This is a genomic window from Paraburkholderia lycopersici, from assembly GCF_900096975.1.
Lineage (GTDB): Bacteria > Pseudomonadota > Gammaproteobacteria > Burkholderiales > Burkholderiaceae > Paraburkholderia > Paraburkholderia lycopersici.
Genome location: NZ_FMYQ01000027.1, coordinates 75,878 through 96,626, shown reverse-complemented (window position 1 = coordinate 96,626; position 20,749 = coordinate 75,878). Strand labels below are relative to the sequence as shown.

At 61.2% G+C, this 20,749-nt stretch carries 33 protein-coding genes; all 33 read left to right on the top strand.

The window, feature by feature from the left end; translation table 11 throughout:
* Positions 1–220 precede the first annotated feature (220 nt).
* The 33 genes from BLU17_RS24850 to rpsD all read left to right on the top strand — a co-directional run bounded on the left by BLU17_RS24850 (position 221) and on the right by rpsD (position 20,739).
* Positions 221–496, top strand: coding sequence for a hypothetical protein (locus BLU17_RS24850; protein WP_092002771.1), 276 nt, complete (start codon positions 221–223; stop codon positions 494–496).
* A 337-nt stretch (positions 497–833) separates the two neighbouring features.
* A complete protein-coding gene (gene recQ / locus BLU17_RS24845; protein ID WP_092002768.1) occupies positions 834–2,681 on the top strand; it encodes a DNA helicase RecQ in 1,848 nt (615 codons plus the stop codon).
* A 286-nt stretch (positions 2,682–2,967) separates the two neighbouring features.
* Entirely contained in the window at positions 2,968–3,348 is a 381-nt protein-coding gene (gene rpsL, locus BLU17_RS24840; protein WP_027797953.1) for a 30S ribosomal protein S12, read from the top strand.
* A 188-nt stretch (positions 3,349–3,536) separates the two neighbouring features.
* On the top strand, positions 3,537–4,007 hold the full coding sequence (gene rpsG / locus BLU17_RS24835; protein ID WP_008343817.1) for a 30S ribosomal protein S7: 471 nt from the start codon (positions 3,537–3,539) through the stop codon (positions 4,005–4,007).
* Between the two features lie 133 nt (positions 4,008–4,140).
* Positions 4,141–6,243, top strand: a complete 2,103-nt coding sequence (fusA, locus tag BLU17_RS24830) for an elongation factor G (protein ID WP_092002764.1) — start codon at positions 4,141–4,143, stop codon at positions 6,241–6,243.
* A gap of 84 nt (positions 6,244–6,327) precedes the next feature.
* Positions 6,328–7,518, top strand: a complete 1,191-nt coding sequence (gene tuf / locus BLU17_RS24825) for an elongation factor Tu (RefSeq protein ID WP_012402197.1) — start codon at positions 6,328–6,330, stop codon at positions 7,516–7,518.
* Between the two features lie 127 nt (positions 7,519–7,645).
* Positions 7,646–7,957 (top strand): 30S ribosomal protein S10, encoded by a 312-nt coding sequence (gene rpsJ / locus BLU17_RS24820; RefSeq protein ID WP_017777154.1) that lies wholly within the window; start codon positions 7,646–7,648, stop codon positions 7,955–7,957.
* A gap of 208 nt (positions 7,958–8,165) precedes the next feature.
* Positions 8,166–8,825: a 50S ribosomal protein L3 gene (gene rplC / locus BLU17_RS24815; RefSeq protein WP_092002805.1), complete on the top strand. Its 660-nt coding sequence runs from the start codon at positions 8,166–8,168 to the stop codon at positions 8,823–8,825.
* Positions 8,825–9,445, top strand: coding sequence for a 50S ribosomal protein L4 (gene rplD / locus BLU17_RS24810; protein ID WP_028213350.1), 621 nt, complete (start codon positions 8,825–8,827; stop codon positions 9,443–9,445). The genes rplC and rplD overlap by 1 nt, the downstream gene beginning before the upstream one ends.
* Positions 9,442–9,756, top strand: a complete 315-nt coding sequence (gene rplW, locus BLU17_RS24805) for a 50S ribosomal protein L23 (RefSeq protein WP_028206513.1) — start codon at positions 9,442–9,444, stop codon at positions 9,754–9,756. The genes rplD and rplW overlap by 4 nt, the downstream gene beginning before the upstream one ends.
* A 2-nt stretch (positions 9,757–9,758) precedes the next feature.
* A complete protein-coding gene (gene rplB / locus BLU17_RS24800; RefSeq protein ID WP_092002761.1) occupies positions 9,759–10,586 on the top strand; it encodes a 50S ribosomal protein L2 in 828 nt (275 codons plus the stop codon).
* A 10-nt stretch (positions 10,587–10,596) separates the two neighbouring features.
* On the top strand, positions 10,597–10,872 hold the full coding sequence (rpsS, locus tag BLU17_RS24795) for a 30S ribosomal protein S19 (RefSeq protein WP_027797286.1): 276 nt from the start codon (positions 10,597–10,599) through the stop codon (positions 10,870–10,872).
* A 12-nt stretch (positions 10,873–10,884) separates the two neighbouring features.
* Positions 10,885–11,214 (top strand): 50S ribosomal protein L22, encoded by a 330-nt coding sequence (gene rplV / locus BLU17_RS24790; RefSeq protein ID WP_004199272.1) that lies wholly within the window; start codon positions 10,885–10,887, stop codon positions 11,212–11,214.
* An 11-nt stretch (positions 11,215–11,225) separates the two neighbouring features.
* Positions 11,226–12,029 (top strand): 30S ribosomal protein S3, encoded by an 804-nt coding sequence (gene rpsC, locus BLU17_RS24785; RefSeq protein WP_092002758.1) that lies wholly within the window; start codon positions 11,226–11,228, stop codon positions 12,027–12,029.
* A 2-nt stretch (positions 12,030–12,031) separates the two neighbouring features.
* The gene (gene rplP, locus BLU17_RS24780; protein WP_092002755.1) at positions 12,032–12,448 is read left to right on the top strand and encodes a 50S ribosomal protein L16; all 417 of its coding nucleotides are present in this window, start codon (positions 12,032–12,034) and stop codon (positions 12,446–12,448) included.
* Positions 12,449–12,458: 10 nt separating this feature from the next.
* The gene (gene rpmC / locus BLU17_RS24775; RefSeq protein WP_075159014.1) at positions 12,459–12,653 is read left to right on the top strand and encodes a 50S ribosomal protein L29; all 195 of its coding nucleotides are present in this window, start codon (positions 12,459–12,461) and stop codon (positions 12,651–12,653) included.
* Positions 12,650–12,922: a 30S ribosomal protein S17 gene (gene rpsQ / locus BLU17_RS24770; protein WP_065062790.1), complete on the top strand. Its 273-nt coding sequence runs from the start codon at positions 12,650–12,652 to the stop codon at positions 12,920–12,922. Before rpmC ends, rpsQ begins: the two co-directional genes overlap by 4 nt.
* A gap of 348 nt (positions 12,923–13,270) precedes the next feature.
* A complete protein-coding gene (gene rplN / locus BLU17_RS24765; protein WP_028213345.1) occupies positions 13,271–13,639 on the top strand; it encodes a 50S ribosomal protein L14 in 369 nt (122 codons plus the stop codon).
* A 9-nt stretch (positions 13,640–13,648) separates the two neighbouring features.
* Positions 13,649–13,957, top strand: coding sequence for a 50S ribosomal protein L24 (gene rplX / locus BLU17_RS24760; RefSeq protein ID WP_092002752.1), 309 nt, complete (start codon positions 13,649–13,651; stop codon positions 13,955–13,957).
* A gap of 16 nt (positions 13,958–13,973) precedes the next feature.
* Entirely contained in the window at positions 13,974–14,513 is a 540-nt protein-coding gene (gene rplE / locus BLU17_RS24755) for a 50S ribosomal protein L5 (protein WP_092002749.1), read from the top strand.
* Positions 14,514–14,520: 7 nt separating this feature from the next.
* Complete coding sequence (gene rpsN, locus BLU17_RS24750) at positions 14,521–14,826, top strand: 30S ribosomal protein S14 (protein ID WP_028228152.1); 306 nt, start codon at positions 14,521–14,523, stop codon at positions 14,824–14,826.
* A 14-nt stretch (positions 14,827–14,840) separates the two neighbouring features.
* Complete coding sequence (gene rpsH / locus BLU17_RS24745; RefSeq protein ID WP_092002746.1) at positions 14,841–15,236, top strand: 30S ribosomal protein S8; 396 nt, start codon at positions 14,841–14,843, stop codon at positions 15,234–15,236.
* Positions 15,237–15,254: 18 nt separating this feature from the next.
* Positions 15,255–15,785 carry a 50S ribosomal protein L6 gene (gene rplF, locus BLU17_RS24740; RefSeq protein WP_028222619.1) on the top strand — a complete coding sequence of 177 codons (531 nt, stop codon included), beginning with the start codon at positions 15,255–15,257 and terminating at the stop codon, positions 15,783–15,785.
* 12 nt (positions 15,786–15,797) lie between these two features.
* Positions 15,798–16,163, top strand: coding sequence for a 50S ribosomal protein L18 (gene rplR, locus BLU17_RS24735; RefSeq protein WP_028228149.1), 366 nt, complete (start codon positions 15,798–15,800; stop codon positions 16,161–16,163).
* A gap of 14 nt (positions 16,164–16,177) precedes the next feature.
* Entirely contained in the window at positions 16,178–16,696 is a 519-nt protein-coding gene (rpsE, locus tag BLU17_RS24730) for a 30S ribosomal protein S5 (RefSeq protein WP_042269744.1), read from the top strand.
* A gap of 11 nt (positions 16,697–16,707) precedes the next feature.
* A complete protein-coding gene (rpmD, locus tag BLU17_RS24725; protein ID WP_004202755.1) occupies positions 16,708–16,890 on the top strand; it encodes a 50S ribosomal protein L30 in 183 nt (60 codons plus the stop codon).
* A gap of 34 nt (positions 16,891–16,924) precedes the next feature.
* Positions 16,925–17,359, top strand: coding sequence for a 50S ribosomal protein L15 (rplO, locus tag BLU17_RS24720; protein ID WP_092002743.1), 435 nt, complete (start codon positions 16,925–16,927; stop codon positions 17,357–17,359).
* Between the two features lie 59 nt (positions 17,360–17,418).
* Positions 17,419–18,765: a preprotein translocase subunit SecY gene (gene secY / locus BLU17_RS24715; RefSeq protein WP_028206524.1), complete on the top strand. Its 1,347-nt coding sequence runs from the start codon at positions 17,419–17,421 to the stop codon at positions 18,763–18,765.
* An 8-nt stretch (positions 18,766–18,773) separates the two neighbouring features.
* Complete coding sequence (gene infA, locus BLU17_RS24710; protein WP_004521905.1) at positions 18,774–18,992, top strand: translation initiation factor IF-1; 219 nt, start codon at positions 18,774–18,776, stop codon at positions 18,990–18,992.
* 21 nt (positions 18,993–19,013) lie between these two features.
* A complete protein-coding gene (gene rpmJ, locus BLU17_RS24705) occupies positions 19,014–19,130 on the top strand; it encodes a 50S ribosomal protein L36 (protein WP_027819338.1) in 117 nt (38 codons plus the stop codon).
* A gap of 35 nt (positions 19,131–19,165) precedes the next feature.
* Positions 19,166–19,531: a 30S ribosomal protein S13 gene (gene rpsM / locus BLU17_RS24700; protein ID WP_092002740.1), complete on the top strand. Its 366-nt coding sequence runs from the start codon at positions 19,166–19,168 to the stop codon at positions 19,529–19,531.
* A gap of 28 nt (positions 19,532–19,559) precedes the next feature.
* Positions 19,560–19,964, top strand: coding sequence for a 30S ribosomal protein S11 (gene rpsK / locus BLU17_RS24695; protein WP_006052224.1), 405 nt, complete (start codon positions 19,560–19,562; stop codon positions 19,962–19,964).
* A gap of 151 nt (positions 19,965–20,115) precedes the next feature.
* On the top strand, positions 20,116–20,739 hold the full coding sequence (gene rpsD / locus BLU17_RS24690; RefSeq protein ID WP_092002737.1) for a 30S ribosomal protein S4: 624 nt from the start codon (positions 20,116–20,118) through the stop codon (positions 20,737–20,739).
* The last annotated feature ends 10 nt before the right edge of the window (positions 20,740–20,749 follow it).

The window sequence follows — 20,749 nt, the reverse complement described above, 5'->3', positions numbered from 1 at the left end:
CTGGCCTCGCAAAAGCCGCTCTGGTTTGAACCGGGCGGCTTTTTTTTGCGTGCGCTGGCCATGCCGTGCGTGACGTAGTCATGTCTGCGGCCTCGTGCCGCAGCGCTGGCGCGGCCGCTGCGCGCGTCGGTGAGGCGTGCTAACGTAGCGCGCCAAGTCTGTCAGCCCGCGGCGTTTCGTCCGGCTCGGGCCACATCATCTGAATCTGGAGGCGGTAATCATGAGGGTCGTTGGGGCCGGTCTGTTTCTGAATCTGCTGGCGTCGGTCGGCATCTTTTCGTATCTGCTGCATCACGTCGGGATTCAGCAGGCCGCGTGGTTCTTCGCGACGTTTCTCGTGGTTTGGGCCTTTATCATCATCGGCTTCATCATGCAGGTCGCCGGCCGGGTCAAGATGGGCGCATTCCTGATTACGCTCGGCTCGCTCGTGTTCATTCCGGTGGGGCTCGTGGCCATCATCGGAAGCATTCGCGTCGCCCGGATGCCCGCGCGCTAGGACCTGCGCCGCGCTGGCGCCGGTTCGAAACGGGTAAGCCAGCTGTCGCGCGGGCACATCTGCCTGCGCATTCCGTCGTTTCCCCGCATCGTCCCGCGTCTTCACCGTTCGCCCCGCTCGTAGCCGGTTCCCGCCTTGTCGCCGCTCGCTTCCCGCTGCGCGGCGCAACGGACGCGCCGTCCATCGTCATCCGTCCGCGTGTCCCGGACGGAGAGGTACAAACGGCCGCCCGGCGGGCGCATAGCCTCTACCGTTCGTCCAACGTGCTTCGATTGGGTGTTTGGCATGCCTGGTGGTTGGTAAAATGCGCCGACCCGCTCCAGAACTCCGCCCTTCCATGTCCCGCTCGCTCGAAATCCTCAACGAAGTCTTCGGTTATCCCGCGTTTAGAGGGCAGCAAGCCGAGATCGTCGAGCACGTCGCGGCGGGCGGGGATTCGCTGGTGCTCATGCCGACCGGCGGAGGCAAGTCGCTGTGCTACCAGATTCCGGCGCTCGTGCGCCAGGAAGCGGGGCAGGGGGCGGGCATCGTCGTCTCGCCGCTCATCGCGCTCATGCAGGACCAGGTGGCCGCGCTCACGGAAGTCGGCGTGCGCGCGGCGTATCTCAATTCGACGTTGAGCGCGGCCGAAGCGGCGGCCACCGAGCGGGCTCTGCGCGAGGGCGATCTCGATCTGCTTTATGTTGCGCCCGAGCGTCTTATGACGCCGCGCTTTCTCGATTTGCTCGAGCGCACGCGCATCGGTCTCTTCGCGATCGACGAGGCGCACTGCGTATCGCAATGGGGGCACGATTTCCGGCCCGAGTACATCCAGCTCTCGGTGCTGCACGAGCGCTTTCCGAACGTGCCGCGCATCGCGCTCACAGCGACGGCCGACGCCATCACCCGCGACGAGATCGTGCATCGTCTCGCGCTCGACGACGCCCGCGTGTTCGTCTCGAGCTTCGACCGGCCGAACATCCGCTACCGCATCGTCGAAAAGGACAATGCGCGTGCACAGTTGCTCGACTTCATTCGCGCGGAGCATACGCGCGCCGACGGCACCACGGATGCGGGCGTTGTGTACTGCCTCTCGCGCCGCAAGGTCGAGGAAACTGCGGAGTGGCTCAAAGGCCAGGGGCTACGCGCGCTGCCGTACCACGCCGGCATGGAGTTCGAGGTGCGCCAGAGGCACCAGGAGCTGTTCCAGCGCGAGGAGGGCGTGGTGATGTGTGCCACGATCGCGTTCGGCATGGGGATCGACAAGCCGGATGTGCGCTTCGTCGCGCACCTGGATTTGCCCAAGAGCGTGGAAGGCTACTATCAGGAAACGGGCCGCGCGGGCCGCGACGGGCTGGCGGCCAATGCATGGATGGCCTACGGTCTCGGCGACGTCGTGCAGCAGCGCAAGATGATCGACGAGTCCGAAGCCGACGAGCAGCACAAACGCGTACAGACGGGCAAGCTCGACGCGCTGCTCGGTTTGTGCGAAGCCGCCTCGTGCCGCCGGGTGCGCCTGCTCGCGTACTTCGGCGAGGAGAGCCAGCCGTGCGGCAACTGCGACACGTGTCTCGAGCCGCCCGCCACATGGGACGCCACGCGCGAAGCGCAAATGGCGCTCTCCTGCGTGTTTCGCGCCCAGCGCGCGAGCGGTTTCAACTTCGGCGCGGGTCACCTGATCGACATCCTGCGCGGCAACCGCAACGAGAAAATCCTGCAGCGCGGGCACGAGAAAATCTCCACGTTCGGCATTGGCTCCGCGCTTTCGGAAGCCGAATGGCGGGCGATCTTCCGGCAGCTGGTGGCGTTCGGTTACCTCACCGTCGACCACGACGGTTTCGGCTCGCTCGTGCTCACCGAGGCGAGCAAACCGGTGCTCAAAGGCGAGCAGAAGGTCACGATGCGCCGTTATGTGAAGCCCACGCGCACGCGCGCCGCCTCGGGGCGCACGAGCGAGCGCGCCGATCCAACCCTTGGCATGAGCCCGCGTCAGCGATCGCGTTGGGAGCGGCTGCGCCTTTGGCGGACCGAAACCGCGAAGAGCGAGGGTGTGCCGGCCTACGTCATTTTTCACGACGCCACGCTGGCGGAAATCGCGCGCACCGGACCGGAATCGGTCGACGAGCTGCGCGACATTCCGGGCATCGGCGCACGCAAGCTCGAGCGCTTCGGCGAGGAGCTCGTCGAGGTCGTCGGCGACGAGTAAGCCGCGAGTTTTTACACCGGTATCCAAAAGCCGCCGGATCGTCGCGGCGCTGTCACATCCTCGGTCATCCGAAATATCGCAAGCCGTTGACTCGCTTGGTATTTTCGGAATATCATGCTGGGTTCCGGTTCTTGGGATGTGCGTGTTCGTCGGTTGAATTCATCCGAATTCATAAAAACGCGGCGAAAGCGAACGTCATTTAGCGAGTTCCGGGGTTCGATACGCACGCTTTTCCGCTTTGCCCGGAAATAAATGCGTCGATTTTGTTCAATTTCAGGAATAAACAATGCCAACCATCAATCAACTGGTTCGCAAAGGCCGCGCTTCGGAAGCTACGAAGAGCAAGTCGCCGGCCTTGCAGGACTGCCCGCAGCGTCGCGGCGTGTGCACCCGCGTGTACACGACGACGCCGAAGAAGCCGAACTCGGCACTCCGTAAGGTCGCCAAGGTGCGCCTGACGAACGGCTTCGAAGTCATTTCGTACATCGGTGGTGAAGGCCACAACCTGCAGGAACACTCGGTCGTGCTGATCCGCGGTGGCCGTGTGAAGGACTTGCCGGGTGTGCGTTACCACATGGTTCGTGGCTCGCTGGATACCCAGGGCGTCAAGGATCGTAAGCAGGCTCGTTCGAAGTACGGCGCGAAGCGCGCGAAGGCTGCGAAGTAAGAGTCGGGTGTCGTCGTGCTCGCAAGCGTGCCGGCGATAAAAGCGACAGGTGCCGGATTGGCCGGTGCTGTCGAGTAAGTGGTCACCCGACCAGGCTGGTAAGTCGTCATGGATGAATCGGGTTAGTTGGTGGCCGCGGAGCGCAAGGGATACACCCGCGCTTCAACTGAAAAGTTAAAGGAAGAAACATGCCGCGTCGTCGCGAAGTCCCCAAGCGGGAAGTGTTGCCGGATCCGAAGTTCGGCAACGTTGATGTAGCCAAGTTCATGAACGTGCTGATGCTCTCCGGCAAGAAGTCGGTTGCCGAGCGTATCGTGTACGGCGCTTTCGAACAGATCCAGACCAAGGGTGGCAAGGACCCGCTGGAAGTGTTCACTGTCGCGCTCAACAACGTGAAGCCGGTGGTGGAAGTGAAGAGCCGCCGCGTTGGTGGTGCGAACTATCAGGTTCCGGTCGAAGTGCGCCCCTCGCGTCGTATGGCATTGGCGATGCGTTGGCTGCGTGAAGCCGCGAAGAAGCGCAGCGAGAAGTCGATGGCCCTGCGTCTGGCAGGTGAACTGCAAGAAGCGGCTGAAGGCCGCGGTGGCGCGATGAAGAAGCGCGACGAAGTTCACCGGATGGCAGAAGCGAACAAGGCGTTCTCGCACTTCCGCTTCTAAGAGAAAACCCCTACCGGGGTTTGCTCCAAAGGCGGAAAAAATTCCGGGCGGGTGCGCTTATCGAGCGCCTCGCCCGTTTGTGTTCAGGCGCGTTGGGTCGAACCCGGCGCGCACCTCCCCATAGAGGATCAAAGTGGCTCGCAAGACTCCTATCGAGCGCTACCGCAACATCGGTATTAGCGCTCACATCGACGCCGGCAAGACGACGACGACCGAGCGCATTCTGTTTTACACCGGCGTGAACCACAAGATTGGTGAAGTTCACGACGGCGCCGCGACCATGGACTGGATGGAGCAGGAGCAGGAGCGTGGCATCACGATCACCTCGGCTGCTACGACCGCGTTCTGGAAGGGCATGGGCGGCAACTATCCCGAGCACCGCATCAACATCATCGACACCCCGGGGCACGTCGACTTCACGATCGAAGTCGAGCGCTCGATGCGCGTGCTCGACGGCGCGTGCATGGTCTATTGCGCAGTGGGCGGCGTGCAGCCGCAGTCGGAAACGGTGTGGCGCCAGGCGAACAAGTACAAGGTGCCCCGCCTCGCGTTCGTCAACAAGATGGACCGCACCGGCGCGAACTTCTTCAAGGTCTACGACCAGCTGAAGACCCGCCTGAAGGCGAACCCGGTTCCCGTCGTGGTGCCGATCGGCTCGGAAGAAAACTTCAAGGGCGTCGTCGACCTCCTGAAGATGAAGGCCATCATTTGGGACGAAGCCTCGCAAGGCACGAAGTTCGACTACGTCGACATCCCGGCTGAACTCGTCGACACGTGCAACGAGTGGCGCGAAAAGATGATCGAGTCGGCCGCCGAAGCCAGCGAAGAGCTGATGGAAAAGTACCTCGGCGGCGAAGCGCTCACGGAAGCGGAAGTCGTCAAGGCGCTGCGCGACCGTACGATCGCCTGCGAAATCCAGCCGATGCTGTGCGGCACCGCGTTCAAGAACAAGGGCGTGCAGCGCATGCTCGACGCCGTGATCGACTTCCTGCCGTCGCCGGTGGACATTCCCCCGGTCAAGGGCGAACTCGAAAACGGCGAGTCGGCGGAGCGCCGCGCAGCCGACGACGAGAAGTTCTCGGCACTCGCGTTCAAGATCATGACGGACCCGTTCGTCGGCCAGCTGATCTTCTTCCGCGCGTACTCGGGCGTCGTCAACTCGGGCGACACGGTGCTGAACTCGACCAAGGGCAAGAAGGAACGCCTCGGCCGTATTCTGCAGATGCACGCGAACAACCGCGAAGAAATCAAGGAAGTTCGCGCGGGCGACATCGCCGCCGCGGTCGGCCTGAAGGAAGCGACCACGGGCGACACGCTGTGCGACCCGGCGAACCCGATCGTTCTCGAACGCATGGTGTTCCCGGAGCCGGTGATCTCGCAGGCCGTCGAGCCGAAGACCAAGGCTGACCAGGAAAAGATGGGCCTCGCCCTGAACCGCCTGGCGCAGGAAGACCCGTCGTTCCGCGTCCAGACGGACGAGGAATCGGGCCAGACCATCATTTCGGGCATGGGCGAGCTGCACCTCGAAATCCTGGTCGACCGCATGAAGCGCGAATTCAACGTGGAAGCAACCGTCGGCAAGCCGCAGGTTGCGTACCGCGAAACGATCCGCGCAACGGCGAAGGACGTGGACGGCAAGTTCGTCAAGCAGTCGGGTGGTCGCGGCCAGTACGGTCACGCGGTCATCACGCTCGAACCGAATGAGCAGGGCAAGGGCTACGAGTTCCTGGACGAGATCAAGGGCGGTGTGATTCCTCGCGAATTCATCCCCGCGGTCGACAAGGGTATCCAGGACACGCTGAAGGCAGGCGTGCTGGCGGGCTTCCCGGTCGTCGACGTCAAGGTTCACCTGACGTTCGGTTCGTACCACGACGTCGACTCGAACGAAAATGCGTTCCGCATGGCCGGTTCGATGGCGTTCAAGGAAGCAATGCGCAAGGCGCAGCCGGTCATCCTCGAACCGATGATGGCTGTGGAAGTCGAAACGCCGGAAGACTACATGGGCAACGTGATGGGCGACCTGTCGGGCCGTCGCGGTATCGTCCAGGGCATGGAAGACATGGTTGGCGGCGGCAAGATCGTTCGCGCCGAAGTGCCGCTGTCGGAAATGTTCGGCTACTCGACGTCGCTGCGCTCGCTGACGCAAGGGCGCGCAACGTACACGATGGAATTCAAGCACTACGCAGAAGCACCGCGTAACGTGGCCGACGCGATCATCAGCGCGAAGGCGAAGTAAGCATCGGCGCAAAGGTGGATCGGGCACGAGCCCGGTCCGCATCGCATAGTCACCGGTTCATCACTTTTTTGAAAGAAGAGAAACATGGCAAAAGGTAAATTCGAACGGACCAAGCCGCACGTGAACGTGGGCACGATCGGTCACGTTGACCACGGCAAGACCACGCTGACGGCAGCGATCACGACGGTTCTGACCGCGAAGTTCGGCGGCGAGGCGAAGGCGTACGACCAGATCGACGCAGCGCCGGAAGAAAAGGCACGCGGCATCACGATCAACACCGCGCACGTCGAGTACGAAACGGCCAACCGCCACTACGCACACGTCGACTGCCCGGGCCACGCCGACTACGTGAAGAACATGATCACGGGCGCCGCGCAGATGGACGGCGCGATCCTGGTGTGCTCGGCCGCCGACGGCCCGATGCCGCAGACGCGCGAGCACATCCTGCTGGCCCGTCAGGTTGGCGTGCCGTACATCATCGTGTTCCTGAACAAGTGCGACATGGTCGACGACGCCGAGCTGCTCGAGCTGGTCGAAATGGAAGTGCGCGAACTCCTGTCGAAGTACGACTTCCCGGGCGACGACACGCCGATCATCAAGGGTTCGGCGAAGCTGGCGCTCGAAGGCGACAAGGGCGAGCTGGGCGAAGTGGCGATCATGAACCTGGCCGACGCGCTGGACACGTACATCCCGACGCCGGAGCGCGCGGTTGACGGCGCGTTCCTGATGCCGGTGGAAGACGTGTTCTCGATCTCGGGCCGCGGCACGGTGGTGACGGGTCGCGTCGAGCGCGGCGTCATCAAGGTCGGCGAGGAAATCGAGATCGTCGGTATCAAGCCGACGGTGAAGACGACCTGCACGGGCGTGGAAATGTTCCGCAAGCTGCTCGACCAGGGTCAGGCAGGCGACAACGTCGGTATCCTGCTGCGCGGCACGAAGCGTGAAGACGTGGAGCGCGGCCAGGTGCTGGCCAAGCCGGGTTCGATCACGCCGCACACGCACTTCACGGCGGAAGTGTACGTGCTGAGCAAGGACGAAGGCGGCCGCCACACGCCGTTCTTCAACAACTACCGTCCGCAGTTCTACTTCCGTACGACGGACGTGACGGGCTCGATCGAGCTGCCGAAGGACAAGGAAATGGTGATGCCGGGCGACAACGTGTCGATCACGGTGAAGCTGATTGCGCCGATCGCGATGGAAGAAGGTCTGCGCTTCGCAATCCGCGAAGGTGGCCGTACCGTCGGCGCCGGTGTCGTCGCCAAGATCATCGAGTAAAATCGCTGGCTTGCCGTAGAAGTCGATGTACCCGGGACCCGTCCGCGGCTCTCCGCCGCAGGCGGGTCCTACGCTCTTTACTTAATCCGGTGACGCAACGTCACCTCGCTCTTTCCAAGGAATCGTCATGCAGAACCAAAAAATCCGTATTCGCCTGAAGGCTTTCGACTATCGTCTGATCGACCAGTCGGCCGCCGAGATCGTCGACACGGCGAAGCGGACGGGTGCAATCGTCCGTGGCCCGGTGCCGCTGCCGACGCGCATCCAGCGTTTCGACATCCTGCGTTCGCCGCACGTCAACAAGACGTCGCGCGATCAGCTCGAAATCCGTACCCACCTGCGCCTGATGGACATCGTCGACCCGACGGACAAGACCGTCGACGCGCTGATGAAGCTGGACCTGCCGGCTGGCGTGGACGTCGAAATCAAGCTGCAGTAAGCATCGAGCGCTGCCTGGCCAGCCGGGCAGCGCTAAGTCTTTGATTGCTTGCGAAAAACGAGAAGGGGCGTTATACTTGACGTCTTTTCGCGCGTTTGCGCAAAAAATCGGTGTGTCCCTTTCGGATCTTTACCCCGAGAGGGAACGAAAAAGCACCGGCACTTTGTAAATTAGCCCCGACCAATCGCAGTCGGGAATGGAGAAAACGATGAGCCTTGGACTCGTAGGTCGCAAGGTTGGCATGACCCGTATCTTCACGGCCGATGGGGACTCGATTCCCGTGACCGTGCTGGACGTGTCCGACAACCGCGTGACGCAGATCAAGACTGTTGAAACCGACGGCTACACGGCCGTTCAGGTTGCGTTCGGTACGCGCCGTGCATCGCGCGTGACGAAGCCGCTCGCAGGTCATCTCGCCAAAGCCGGCGTTCAAGCCGGTGAAATCCTCAAGGAATTCCAGATCGACGCCGCCAAGGCTGCCGAGCTGTCGAATGGCGCCGTGATCGGTGTGGATCTCTTCGAAGAGGGCCAGAAGGTCGACGTGCAAGGCACCTCGATCGGTAAGGGCTACGCCGGTACCATCAAGCGTTACAACTTCAGTTCGGGCCGTGCTTCGCACGGTAACTCGCGCTCGCACAATGTGCCGGGCTCGATCGGTATGGCGCAGGATCCGGGTCGCGTGTTTCCGGGCAAGCGCATGACCGGTCACATGGGTGACGAAACCGTGACGGTGCAGAACCTCGAAATCGCCCGTATCGACGCAGAGCGCAAGCTGCTGCTGGTCAAGGGTGCCGTGCCGGGTGCGAAGGGCGGCAAGGTTTTCGTGACGCCGGCCGTCAAGGCGCGCGCCAAGAAAGGAGCGCAATAATGGAACTGAAGCTCCTGAACGCTAATGGTCAGGAAGGCGCGGCAGTTAACGCGTCGGACGTCGTGTTCGGCCGTGACTACAACGAAGCGCTGATCCATCAGATCGTCGTCGCCTACCAGGCGAACGCGCGCAGCGGTAACCGCGCGCAGAAGGACCGCGAACAGGTCAAGCACACCACCAAGAAGCCGTGGCGTCAGAAGGGTACGGGCCGTGCTCGTGCCGGTATGTCGTCGAGCCCGCTGTGGCGTGGCGGTGGTCGCATCTTCCCGAACTCGCCGGAAGAAAACTTCTCGCACAAGGTCAACAAGAAGATGCATCGCGCAGGCCTCTGCTCGATCTTCTCGCAGCTGGCCCGCGAAGGCCGTATCTCGGTCGTGGAAGAGCTCTCGCTCGAGGCGCCGAAGACCAAGCTGCTGGCCGAAAAGTTCAAGGCCATGGGTCTCGAATCCGTGCTGGTCATCACCGACACGGTCGACGAGAACCTGTATCTCGCGTCGCGCAACCTGCCCCACGTGGCAGTTGTTGAGCCGCGCTTTGCCGACCCGCTCTCGCTGATCTACTTCAAGAAGATCCTGATCACGAAGGCAGCGGTCGCCCAGATCGAGGAGTTGCTGTCATGAGCGAGATTCGCAAGAACGATCATCGTTTGATGCAGGTCCTGCTCGCACCGGTGATCTCCGAAAAGGCGACGCTGGTTGCGGAGAAGAACGAACAAGTCGTCTTCGAAGTCGCGCCGGACGCGAACAAGCAGGAAGTGAAGGCTGCTGTCGAGCTGCTGTTCAAGGTGGAAGTCGAGTCCGTCAACGTGCTGGTCCAGAAGGGCAAGGCCAAGCGCTTTGGTCGCTTCAACGGCAAGCGCAAGGACGTGAAGAAGGCGTATGTCTGCCTGAAGCCCGGCCAGGAAATCAACTTTGAAGCGGAGGCCAAGTAATCATGGCAATCGTGAAAGTTAAGCCGACCTCGCCGGGTCGCCGCGCGATGGTCAAGATCGTCCACAAGGATCTGCACAAGGGCGCGCCGTACGCACCGCTGCTCGAAAAGCAATCCTCGAAGGCCGGTCGTAACAACAACGGTCACATCACGACGCGTCACCAGGGTGGCGGTCACAAGCATCACTACCGTGTGATCGATTTCCGTCGTACGAAGGACGGCATCCCCGCGAAGGTGGAGCGTCTCGAGTATGACCCGAACCGTAGCGCGAACATTGCGCTGGTTCTTTACGCAGACGGCGAGCGCCGCTACATCATCGCGCCGAAGGGCGTGACGGTTGGCACGCAGCTGATGTCGGGTTCGGAAGCGCCGATCCGTGCGGGCAACACCCTGCCGATCCGCAACATCCCGGTCGGTACGACGATCCACTGCATCGAAATGCTGCCGGGCAAGGGCGCGCAAATGGCGCGTTCGGCCGGTACGTCGGCGATGCTGCTGGCTCGCGAAGGCGTCTACGCGCAGGTTCGTCTGCGTTCGGGCGAAATCCGCCGCGTGCACGTCGAGTGCCGCGCGACGATCGGTGAAGTCGGCAACGAAGAGCACAGCCTCCGCCAGATCGGCAAGGCCGGCGCGAACCGCTGGCGCGGTATCCGCCCGACGGTGCGCGGCGTTGCAATGAACCCGGTCGATCACCCGCACGGCGGTGGTGAAGGCAAGACGGCCGCAGGTCGCGACCCGGTGAGCCCGTGGGGCACGCCGACGAAGGGCTATCGCACCCGCAGCAACAAGCGCACGACGAGCATGATCGTCCAGCGCCGTCACAAGCGTTAAGGAGTAGGCAATGGCACGTTCTATCAAGAAAGGTCCGTTCTGCGACGCCCATTTGCTGAAGAAGGTTGAGGCGGCTGCAGCTACGCGTGACAAGAAACCGATCAAGACCTGGTCGCGTCGTTCGACGATCCTGCCGGACTTCATCGGCCTGACGATCGCCGTGCACAACGGCCGTCAGCACGTTCCGGTGTATGTCACGGAAAACATGGTCGGCCACAAGCTTGGCGAGTTCGCACTGACCCGTACGTTCAAGGGTCACGCGGCCGACAAGAAGGCCAAGAAATAAGGGGCAATCAAGATGGAAGTGAAGGCAATTCATCGCGGTGCCCGCATCTCGGCGCAGAAAACGCGCCTTGTGGCTGACCAGATCCGCGGTCTGCCGGTCGACAAGGCGCTGAACGTCCTGACGTTCTCGCCGAAGAAAGCGGCTGGCATCGTGAAAAAGGTTGTGCTCTCGGCGATCGCAAACGCGGAACACAACGAAGGTGCTGACATCGACGAGCTCAAGATCAAGAGCATCTACGTCGACAAGGCGGCTTCGCTGAAGCGTTTCACCGCGCGCGCCAAGGGCCGCGGCAACCGCATCGAGAAGCAATCCTGTCACATCACTGTGACGGTCGGGAATTAAGGAGCCATACGATGGGACAGAAAATTCATCCGACTGGCTTCCGTTTGGCCGTCAGCCGCAATTGGGCTTCGCGCTGGTACGCGAACAACAACAATTTCGCGGCGATGTTGAAGGAAGACATCGGTGTTCGTGAATACCTGAAGAAGAAGCTGAAGAACGCTTCGGTGGGCCGTGTTGTGATCGAGCGTCCGGCAAAGAACGCCCGCATCACGATTTACAGCTCGCGTCCGGGTGTCGTGATCGGCAAGAAGGGCGAGGACATCGAACTCCTCAAGGCCGAACTGCAGAAGCGCATGGGCGTGCCCGTTCACGTCAACATCGAGGAAATCCGCAAGCCGGAAACCGATGCGCAACTGATCGCCGATTCGATCACGCAGCAGCTCGAGCGCCGGATCATGTTCCGCCGCGCGATGAAGCGCGCGATGCAGAACGCGATGCGTCTGGGTGCCCAGGGCATCAAGATCATGAGCGCCGGCCGTCTGAACGGCATCGAAATCGCGCGTACCGAGTGGTATCGCGAAGGTCGTGTGCCGCTTCACACGCTGCGTGCCGACATCGACTACGCAACCTCGGAAGCGAAGACGACGTACGGCATCATCGGCGTGAAGGTCTGGGTCTACAAGGGCGACACGCTCGGCCGCAACGACGCACCGGTGGTGGAAGAAGTCGCCGAAGAAAAGCGTCCGCGCCGCAACGCACGTCCTGGCGATCGCCGCCCGCGCCGTGATGGCGAAGGCGCACCGGGTGCCCGTCGTGGCGCGCCCCGCCGCGGTGCTGGTGGCGCCGCCGGCGGTGACGGCAAGAGTGGAGAATAACGATGCTGCAACCGAAACGCAGGAAGTATCGCAAAGAGCAGAAGGGTCGTAACACCGGCGTCGCAACGCGCGGCAACGCGGTTTCGTTCGGTGAATACGGTCTGAAAGCTATCGGTCGCGGTCGCCTGACCGCGCGTCAGATTGAAGCGGCACGTCGTGCAATGACGCGTCACATCAAGCGCGGCGGCCGCATCTGGATTCGCATTTTCCCGGACAAGCCGATCTCGCAAAAGCCGGCCGAAGTACGTATGGGTAACGGTAAGGGTAACCCGGAGTACTACGTCGCCGAGATTCAGCCGGGCAAGATGCTGTACGAAATGGATGGTGTGACCGAAGAACTGGCCCGTGAAGCCTTCCGTCTGGCTGCAGCCAAGCTGCCGCTGAAGACGGTCTTCATGGTTCGCCAGCTCGGCGCCTAAGGAGTGAATGATGAAGGCATCCGAACTTCACCAGAAAGACAAGGCCGCGCTCAACAAGGAGCTGTCGGACCTCTTGAAGGCGCAATTCGGCCTGCGCATGCAACTCGCGACCCAGCAGCTCACGAACACGAGCCAGCTGAAGAAGGTTCGTCGCGACATCGCACGTGTGCGGACCGTCCTGACTGAGAAGGCGAACCAGAAATGAACGAAAGCGTGAAAACCTCGCTTAAGCGGACGCTGGTCGGCAAGGTCGTCAGCAACAAGATGGACAAGACGGTCACCGTCCTGGTCGAGCGCCGCGTCAAGCACCCGATCTACGGCAAGTACGTCGTGCAGTCGAAGAAGTACCACGCTCACGACGAATCGAACACGTACAACGAGGGCGACCTCGTCGAAATCCAGGAAACCCGTCCTCTGTCGAAGACGAAGGCCTGGACCGTGTCGAAGCTGGTCGAAGCGGCACGCGTCATCTAAAAAGTGACGCAACGCCCCGGGGAGCCAGTTTCCGGGGTGCAGAAGTAGTTGAAATCGCTAAAGATTTCGCTTGCAAGACCAAGATTGTCCAGTTACAATCTTGGTCTTCCCTCTTTATGGGTTTGCTGTTGGCAAAGCGGCAAGCGAAAATAGGTGGGGAAGCAAAATCCGGGCGCCAGTCCGGGTTAGCAAGATTCACCGGAATGCGATGGCCGGTTTCGTTTGCCGTCGCTGCTGTTCTTACCCAAGCAGCTGAGCGGTCGTTCTAGTGGCGGCGCGGCTGACGGGACCAAGACTGACCGGATGTGCCATGGTGGCGCAACCGGATTAAGTTGGGAAAGATAAACCATGATCCAGACCGAAACTCGGCTTGAAGTGGCCGACAACACGGGTGCGCGTGAAGTCATGTGCATCAAGGTGCTCGGCGGCTCGAAGCGTCGTTATGCCAGCATTGGCGACATCATCAAGGTGAGCGTCAAGGAAGCAACGCCGCGTGGGCGCGTGAAGAAGGGCGAAATCTACAACGCTGTTGTGGTTCGCACCGCGAAGGGCGTGCGCCGTCAAGACGGCTCGCTGATCAAGTTCGATGGCAACGCCGCCGTGCTTTTGAATACCAAGCTTGAGCCGATCGGCACCCGTATCTTTGGGCCGGTCACGCGTGAGCTGCGTAGCGAACGATTCATGAAGATCGTTTCGCTTGCGCCGGAAGTGCTGTAAGGAGTCGCGATGAATAAGATTCGCAAGGGTGACGAAGTCATCGTCATCACCGGCAAAGACAAGGGCAAGCGCGGTGTCGTGCTGGCCGTGGGCGAAGAGCGCGTCACTGTCGACGGCATCAACATCGTCAAGAAGCATGTGAAGCCGAACCCCATGAAGGGTACGACTGGCGGCGTGGAAGCCAAGGCGATGCCGCTGCAGATTTCGAACGTCGCGCTGGTCGACGCGAACGGCAAGCCGTCGCGTGTCGGCATCAAGGTCGAAGGGGACAAGAAGGTTCGGTTCCTGAAGACGACCGGTGCTGTTCTGAGCGCCTGACGCTGCGGAGTAAAAAATGGCACGTTTGCAAGAATTTTATAAAGAGAAGGTCGTTCCGGGCCTGATCGAGAAGTTCGGTTACAAGTCCATCATGGAAGTGCCGCGCCTCACCAAGATCACCCTGAACATGGGTCTTGGCGAAGCCGTCGCCGACAAGAAGGTCCTCGAGCACGCCGTTGGCGACCTCACGAAGATCGCCGGCCAGAAGCCCGTCATCACGAAGTCGCGCAAGGCAATCGCCGGTTTCAAGATCCGCGAAGGCTATCCGATCGGCACGATGGTCACGCTGCGTGGCCAGGCCATGTACGAATTCCTCGACCGTTTCGTGACGGTGGCGCTGCCCCGCGTGCGCGACTTCCGCGGCGTGTCGGGCAAGGCGTTCGACGGCCGTGGTAACTACAACATCGGTGTGAAAGAGCAGATCATTTTCCCCGAAATCGACTACGACAAGATCGACGCGCTGCGTGGGCTGAACATCAGCATCACGACGACTGCGAAGACCGACGAAGAAGCAAAGGCACTGCTCGCCGGCTTCAAGTTCCCGTTCAGAAACTGAGGTTACCGTGGCTAAACTGGCACTGATCGAACGTGAAAAGAAGCGCGCTCGTCTGGCAGCGAAATTTGCGCCGAAGCGCGCAGCGCTGAAGGCGATCATCGACGACCAAAGCAAGTCGGAAGAAGAGCGCTACGCAGCTCGCCTCGAACTGCAACAACTGCCCCGCAACTCGAACCCGACCCGCAAGCGTAACCGCTGCGCGATCACGGGCCGTCCGCGTGGCACGTTCCGCAAATTCGGTCTCGCACGTAACAAGATTCGTGAAATCGCGTTCCGTGGCGAGATTCCTGGCGTCACCAAGGCGAGCTGGTAATAGGAGAAACATAAATGAGCATGAGTGATCCTATCGCCGATATGCTGACTCGCATCCGCAATGCGCAGATGGTCGAGAAGGTTTCGGTTGCTATGCCCTCGTCGAAAGTGAAGATTGCGATTGCGCAGGTTCTGAAGGACGAAGGTTATATCGACGACTTCGCGGTGAAAACCGAAGGTGCGAAGTCGGAATTGAACATCGCGTTGAAGTACTACGCCGGCCGTCCGGTCATCGAGCGCCTCGAGCGCGTCTCGAAGCCCGGTCTGCGCGTGTACCGCGGCCGCAACGAGATCCCCCAGGTCATGAACGGCCTCGGCGTGGCGATCGTTTCGACGCCGAAGGGCGTGATGACGGACCGCAAGGCGCGCGCTAATGGCGTCGGCGGCGAAGTTATCTGCTACGTCGCTTAAGACCTAAGGAGAAGAAACATGTCTCGAGTAGGTAAGAGCCCGATCGCGCTGCAAGGCGCAGAAGCGACGCTCAGCGACGAGAAGATTACCGTCAAGGGCCCGCTGGGTACGATTTCGCAAGCTGCGAACCGCCTCGTGAAGGTGGTGAACGACAACGGTACGCTCAAGTTCGAGCCGACCGATGAAAGCCGCGAAGCCAATGCGATGTCGGGCACGATGCGCGCGATCGTCGCGAACATGGTGCAAGGCGTGACGAAGGGTTTCGAGCGCAAGCTGACGCTGGTTGGCGTCGGTTATCGTGCTCAAGCGCAAGGCGACAAGCTGAACCTGTCGCTGGGTTTCTCGCACCCCGTGGTGCACCAGATGCCGGAAGGCGTCAAGGCTGAAACCCCGTCGCAAACGGAAATCGTGATCAAGGGGATCGACAAGCAGAAAGTCGGCCAAACCGCTGCGGAAGTGCGCGGTTATCGTCCGCCTGAACCCTACAAGGGCAAGGGCGTGCGTTATGCCGACGAGGTTGTGATCCTCAAAGAAACGAAGAAGAAGTAAGGGTGCGCAATCATGGATAAGACTCAATCTCGCCTGCGCCGCGCTCGTCAGACGCGTCTCAAGATCGCTGAGCTGCAGGTCGCGCGTCTGGCCGTGCATCGCACGAACACGCACATCTATGCGCAAGTGTTCTCGCCCTGCGGCACCAAGGTGCTGGCCAGCGCGTCGACGCTCGAAGCCGAAGTGCGTGCGCAACTGGCTGACCAGTCGGGCAAGGGCGGCAACGTCGCCGCTGCCACGCTGATCGGCAAGCGTATCGCAGAAAAGGCCAAGGCTGCCGGCATCGAATCCGTCGCCTTTGACCGCTCGGGTTTCCGCTACCACGGCCGCGTCAAGGCGCTGGCTGAGGCTGCGCGTGAAGCCGGGCTCAAGTTCTAAGGAAGGAATTCGTCATGGCAAAGATGCAAGCGAAAGTTCAGGCTGACGAACGCGACGACGGCCTTCGCGAAAAAATGATTTCGGTCAATCGCGTGACCAAGGTCGTGAAGGGTGGCCGTATTCTCGGCTTCGCCGCACTGACCGTGGTCGGCGACGGTGATGGCCGCGTCGGTATGGGCAAGGGCAAGGCGAAGGAAGTGCCGGTTGCTGTCCAGAAGGCGATGGAACAAGCTCGCCGCAACATGTTCAAGGTGCCCCTGAAGAACGGCACCCTGCAACACGAAGTGCATGGCAAGCACGGCGCATCGGTGGTCCTCCTCGCTCCGGCGAAGGACGGTACCGGCGTGATCGCCGGCGGCCCGATGCGCGCAGTGTTCGACGTGATGGGCGTGCAGAACGTCGTGGCCAAGAGCCACGGTTCGACGAACCCGTACAACCTCGTTCGTGCGACGCTGGACGGCCTGCGCAAGCAGTCGACGCCGGCCGACATCGCGGCGAAGCGCGGCAAGTCCGTCGAAGACATTCTGGGCTAAGGGTGGGCACCATGTCTGAAAAAACTGTCAAGGTTCAGCTCGTCAAGAGCCTGATTGGGACCCGCGAATCGCACCGCGCCACTGTGCGCGGTCTCGGCCTGCGCCGCCTGAACTCGGTTTCCGAGCTGCAGGACACGCCGGCAGTGCGCGGCATGATCAACAAGGTCTCGTACCTCGTCAAGGTCATCGGTTAAAGCGCACGCGGACCAAAGACTCCAGGAGTTTGAAATGGAATTGAATAACCTGAAGCCGGCAGAAGGCGCGAAGCACGCCAAGCGTCGCGTCGGTCGCGGCATCGGCTCCGGCCTCGGCAAGACCGCCGGCCGTGGTCACAAGGGTCAGAAATCGCGTTCGGGCGGCTTCCACAAGGTTGGCTTCGAAGGCGGTCAAATGCCGCTGCAGCGTCGTCTGCCGAAGCGCGGCTTCACTTCGCTGACGAAGGAATTCGTCGGTGAAGTGCGCCTCGCCGACATCGAGAAGCTGCCGGTCGACGAAGTCGATCTGCTGGCCCTCAAGCAGGCAGGCCTCGTGGGCGAACTGACCAGAAGCGCAAAGATCATCGCCACCGGCGAGATCAAGCGCAAGGTCGTCGTGAAGGGTCTGGGTGCGACGAAGAGCGCGCGTGCTGCGATCGAAGCAGCAGGCGGCTCTTTTGCCGAGTGATTGTGAGTGGTGCGTGCGGGCTTGCCCGCCGTCACTAGCATCTGCATCGGAGAAGCTACTTGGCTAACAGCCCGAGTCTCGCAAAAACCGGTCGCAGCGCTCCGAAGTTCGGCGACCTGCGCCGGCGTGCAGTGTTCCTGCTGCTGGCGCTGGTCGTTTATCGCATCGGCGCGCATATTCCGGTTCCGGGTATCGATCCGGACCAACTGGCGAAGCTCTTCCAGAGCCAGTCGGGCGGCATCCTGGGCATGTTCAACATGTTCTCGGGTGGCGCGCTGTCTCGGTTTACGATTTTCGCGCTGGGTGTGATGCCGTATATCTCGGCGTCGATCATCCTGCAGCTGATGGCGATCGTTTCGCCGCAGCTCGAAGCGCTGAAGAAGGAAGGGCAGGCTGGGCAACGCAAGATCACGCAGTACACGCGGATCTTCACGGTGGTGCTGGCGACGTTTCAGGCGTTCGGCATCGCGGTCGCGCTGGAGAATCAGCCTGGCCTCGTGATCGATCCGGGCATGGTGTTCCGCCTGACGACGGTCGTGACGCTCGTGACCGGCACGATGTTCCTGATGTGGCTCGGTGAGCAGATCACGGAGCGCGGGCTCGGCAACGGTATTTCGATCATCATCTTCGGTGGGATCGCGGCGGGCTTCCCGAATGCGCTCGGTGGGCTTTTCGAACTGGTTCGCACCGGCTCGATGAGCATCATCTCGGCGATCATCGTGGTCGTGCTGATCGCAGCCGTGACGTATCTGGTGGTGTTCATCGAGCGCGGCCAGCGCAAGATCCTCGTGAACTATGCGAAGCGTCAGGTCGGTAACAAGATTTACGGCGGGCAGTCGTCCCACCTGCCGCTCAAGCTGAACATGTCGGGTGTGATTCCGCCGATCTTCGCGTCGTCGATCATCCTGTTCCCGGCAACCATCCTGAACTGGTTCAGTTCGGGTTCGCGAACCGGCTGGTTCGCGGACACGCTGCACAACGTGGCCGAAGCCCTCAAGCCTGGCCAGCCCGTGTACGTGTTGCTGTATGCGTTGGCGATCGTGTTCTTCTGCTTCTTTTACACCGCATTGGTGTTCAACAGCAGGGAAACGGCCGACAACCTGAAAAAGAGTGGCGCGTTCGTACCTGGCATCCGCCCGGGCGATCAGACGGCACGTTATATCGACCGCATCCTCACGCGTCTGACGCTGGCCGGTGCGATCTATATCGTGTTCGTTTGCCTGCTGCCGGAGTTTCTGGTGCTGCGCTGGAATGTGCCGTTTTATTTTGGTGGAACGTCGCTGCTGATCATTGTCGTCGTCACAATGGACTTCATGGCGCAGGTGCAGTCGTACGTGATGTCGCAACAATATGAATCGCTGCTCAAGAAGGCCAACTTCAAGGGCGGCGGCGTCCCGATGCGTTGAAAGGACCTATGGCCAAAGACGATGTAATCCAGATGCAAGGCGAGGTTATCGAAAATCTCCCCAACGCGACCTTCCGGGTGAAGCTGGAAAACGGCCATGTCGTTCTGGGACATATTTCCGGAAAGATGCGGATGCACTACATCCGCATTCTCCCGGGCGACAAGGTGACGGTTGAGTTGACGCCTTACGATCTGTCGCGTGCGCGGATCGTGTTCCGGGCGAAGTGATTTAGGAAAAAGGGTAATATCATGAAAGTGATGGCATCGGTAAAGCGCATTTGCCGCAACTGCAAAATCATCAAGCGCAACGGCGTCGTTCGTGTGATCTGCAGCTCGGACCCGCGCCACAAGCAGCGCCAAGGCTGATTAGCGCGCTTGCGCTTTTTGTTTGAGGAAAAACAATGGCTCGTATCGCAGGGGTTAACATCCCGAACCACCAGCACACGGAAATCGGCCTGACGGCGATTTTCGGTATCGGCCGCACGCGTTCGCGCAACATCTGCGTGTCCGCTGGTGTGCCGTTTAACAAGAAGGTCAAGGACCTGAACGACGCGGATCTCGAAAAGCTGCGTGAGGAAGTGGGCAAGTTTGTCGTCGAAGGCGATCTGCGCCGTGAAGTCACGATGAACATCAAGCGCCTGATGGACCTCGGCTGCTACCGCGGCGTGCGCCATCGCAAGGGCCTGCCCCTGCGTGGCCAGCGTACGCGCACCAATGCGCGCACGCGCAAGGGTCCGCGCCGCGCAGCACAGTCGCTGAAGAAGTAAGCGGAACTGACAGTTACAGGAAAACGTAATGGCTAAGGCTTCGAACAACTCCGCGGCGCAACGCGTTCGCAAGAAGGTCAAGAAGAACGTCGCCGAGGGCGTGGTTCACGTTCACGCGTCGTTCAACAACACCATCATCACGATCACCGACCGTCAAGGCAACGCGCTTGCCTGGGCGACCTCGGGCGGTCAGGGCTTCAAGGGTTCGCGTAAGTCGACCCCCTTCGCAGCCCAGGTTGCAGCCGAGTCGGCTGGCCGAGTGGCGATGGAATACGGCGTGAAGAACCTCGAAGTGCGGATCAAGGGCCCTGGTCCCGGCCGCGAATCGGCGGTGCGCGCGCTGCATGGTCTTGGCATCAAGATCACCGCGATCTCCGACGTGACGCCGGTCCCGCACAACGGCTGCCGTCCGCCGAAGCGCCGCCGTATCTAAGGCGTCGCTTTAGCCGAACGCCTGAGCCGCCGGGAACGGCGACCCAGGCTCTCGGCGTTATTGAATTGACTAAGCCCACCGTTCGGTCCAAAGGGCCGGACTAGCGTGAAACCCGCAAGGTTCACGTGATCAATCATCGAAGGAAAGCAACGTGGCACGTTATATCGGCCCGAAGGCCAAGCTGTCCCGCCGTGAAGGCACCGACCTGTTCCTGAAGAGCGCGCGCCGCTCGCTCGCCGACAAGTGCAAGCTCGACAGCAAGCCGGGCCAGCACGGTCGCACCTCGGGCGCCCGTACGTCCGACTACGGCACGCAGCTTCGCGAAAAGCAAAAAGTGAAGCGCATCTACGGCGTGCTCGAGCGTCAGTTCCGCCGCTACTTTGCGGAAGCCGATCGCCGCAAGGGCAACACCGGCGAAAACCTGCTGCAACTGCTCGAATCGCGTCTCGACAACGTCGTGTACCGCATGGGCTTCGCATCGACCCGCGCTGAAGCGCGCCAGCTCGTGAGCCACAAGGCTCTCACGCTGAACGGCGTCGTCGCGAATATCCCCTCGATGCAAGTGAAAGCTGGCGACGTCGTCTCGATTCGCGAAAAGGCGAAGAAGCAGGCGCGTATCGTCGAAGCCCTGTCGCTCGCCGAGCAAGGCGGTATGCCGGGTTGGGTCGCGGTCGACGCGAAGAAGTTCGAAGGCACCTTCAAGGGTATGCCCGAGCGCAGCGACATCGCTGGCGACATCAACGAAAGCCTGATCGTCGAATTGTATTCGCGCTAATCGAATTGAC